Origin of the sequence: Vibrio sp. RE86 (assembly GCF_013114545.1) — a bacterium.
In the GTDB taxonomy this organism is placed as follows: domain Bacteria; phylum Pseudomonadota; class Gammaproteobacteria; order Enterobacterales; family Vibrionaceae; genus Vibrio.
This window is the reverse complement of record NZ_VTXI01000050.1, coordinates 1-2,584: the sequence shown is the minus strand read 5'-3', so window position 1 is coordinate 2,584 and position 2,584 is coordinate 1. Positions and strand designations below refer to the sequence as shown.

2 protein-coding genes are annotated in these 2,584 nt (G+C 42.0%); both read left to right on the top strand.

Features of this window, described 5'->3' with window-relative positions; all coding sequences use genetic code 11:
* Window positions 1-1,484 precede the first annotated feature (1,484 nt).
* Entirely contained in the window at window positions 1,485-1,832 is a 348-nt protein-coding gene (locus F0231_RS21050; RefSeq protein ID WP_253825840.1) for a DUF6404 family protein, read from the top strand.
* Window positions 1,833-1,982: 150 nt separating this feature from the next.
* Window positions 1,983-2,399, top strand: coding sequence for a GNAT family N-acetyltransferase (locus tag F0231_RS20630; protein ID WP_171761550.1), 417 nt, complete (start codon window positions 1,983-1,985; stop codon window positions 2,397-2,399).
* Window positions 2,400-2,584 lie beyond the last annotated feature (185 nt).

Sequence of the window (2,584 nt, the reverse complement as noted above, 5' to 3'; positions counted from 1 at the left end):
GTTTCGCAGGATTCTCTGTTTTAGAAACTGATTCGCTCGTTGAAAGTCTGCTCTGTTACTTAGTCTATCCAAAAGTGTTCTTTGTGTTTCAAAGTCCGTTTTCTACGGCGCTGTAAATTCCAAGTGGTTTCAGTGACAGTCGCTTTAAAACTGCGCCTGATTTGAGTTCGTTAGATTCTGTGAAAGCAGTATTGGCAAAGTTTCAATGAGCTTCAAATTAAAGCCTTAGGGCAGGCAACTAACAAACAATTTAAGCAGATTCGCAACGCTCGGCATTTTGGGTTTGAATCGGCTTTAGTGATTAAGGCACAATGGTCTAGGTAGGTGGTAGCGTTGCTCACTACTTAATTGGGCGTTATGTTTACTTGTATTTCAAAGGCTTAAATGTCTTAGGCTCTAGTTCTTTGCCCCGCTGGCAGTTTGTCCCTAGTAGACTCAGCAAATCCGCATTATCGACTTAAGTTCTTGAATCTCTTACGGAGTAAAACATGCAATGTTCGTGGGTTGCTTCATTAGCAGGTCGAGTAGGCTAGGTTTTATTTCCTTTGGCTTAAAGTCGCTTTGAGGTTCTTTTCCAAGCAACATCCTACCTTGGCAGTAGTCTCGGCAACTAGCCATTGTTTGGCGCTGTTGTGAGAAGAGACTAGGGCACTTGTTGGTGCTTTGTCGGGTTGCCTCATTGGGAAGGGAAGTGTTCATACTTGTTTTGGGTTGGTCGCCTTTGGTGGCCAAGCTGGTTCTTACCTTGTGGTTTGGTTAAGAAAAATGGTCTTAATCATCAGTTCTTTCTCAAGTAAGTCAGTCACTTGTGGTAAAACATAACAAACAATTTAAGCAGATTCACAACGCTTGTGGATCTGCATTCTAGGTTAAGTTTAGTGTTTTATGGCACAATGTTTTAGTTAAGTGGTCGCGTTGTTCACTACTTAATTGGGCGTTAGTTGCCAATGAGGAGAAAGTAGCTAATTCAGCAAGTTTAGGGCTAATGTTCGTGTACTTTTTGCTAGTTATTGCATTTCACTTTCTAGCTTACTTGGTTCGTTCTCGGTTTAGATTTTTTGTTTCAGAGGCTGATTCTCTCGTTGAAAGTCTGCTTTGTTACTTAGTCTTCCTAAAAGCTTTCTTTGGTGTTTGAAGACCGCTTTCTGCGGCGTTGCATGTTCCAAGTGGTTTCAGTGACAGTCGCTTTGAAACTGCGCCTGATTTGAGTTTTTTCAAAACAGGGCAGAACAGTGTCGGCAAAGTGACAATAATCTTCAAACAAAGCCTTAGGGTAGGCAACTAACAAACAATTTAAGCAGATTCGCAACGCTCGGCATTTTGGCTTTGAATCGGCTTTAGTGATTAAGGCACAATGGTCTAGGTAGGTGGTAGCGTTGCTCACTACTTAATTGGGCGTTATGTGCACTTCCTGAAATTTTGAAGTGTCTCGAAGTGAATAGGTGTCTAGTTGTGTATTCTTCTTCATTTTTTGGAGGAAGAATATGAGCTATGAAAGTAAGTTGAATCTTGCATTTAGTGAGCTGGAAGCAGCTCGGATCTGGAAATGGAATTACAACCCACCATTGCACCAATGGGTTAGGAAGGCTGGCTTCAAGTTCAGACCACCATTCTATGTCCCGTTCTGGCGTAACTTATGTGTTCGCTTTGGTGAGTGCTTCATATTTCTCTTTCCTCTCATGTCTTTGCTTGGCTCTTCACGAGTCGAAGCTTCAGAATTTCATCCACTTTATGAATCGTTGGTGGCAAGCTCATTTTACTCAGTGGTAATGTGTTTGTATTACCTTTGGACTTCCAAGCGGTGCGAATTGAGTCATTGGGACAAGCTCTAGGAAACCGTGAACATAACAAACAATTTAAGCAGATTCGCAACGCTCGGCATTCTGGGTTTGAATTGGCTTTAGTGTTTACGGCACAATGGTCTAGTTAGGTGGCAGTGTTGCTCACTACTTAATTGGGCGTTATGTGATAAGGAGGTCACATTGAATATCGAATACAAGGTTAATCAGCAGATCTCGGCTGACGAGTTTATTAGCTTGCTTAGGCGCTCAACATTAGGAGAGCGTAGACCGATAGAAAATATCGAATGTATCAACGGGATGTTGAACAATAGCAACCTCATAATCACTGCTTGGGATGGTTCTAAACTAGTTGGTATTGCTCGCTCTATTACAGATTTCCATTATTGCTGTTATCTGTCCGACCTAGCGGTTGATGAAGCATATCAAAGGGCGGGAATAGGCAAGCAGTTACAAGTTCAAACTCAATCCCAAATAGAGCCGACATGTAAATTGTTTTTAATCGCCGCACCAGCAGCTAATAACTATTATGGACAAATTGGCTACACCAAAAACGATCGTTGTTGGGTATTGGAGCGTGGTAGTGAAATTATCACATAACAAAGCATTTAAGAGTGATTCGCAACGCTTGGCAGTTTCGCTTCGCTCAAGTATAGCCAAGCGCCGCTCACACCTTAATGCGGCGTTAGTTGCCAATGAAGAAGAAAGTAACCAAATCAGCAAGTTTAGGGCTAATGTTGGTGTGTCTATCTCTAGTTTATCGCACTTGATTTTCTAGCTTGTTA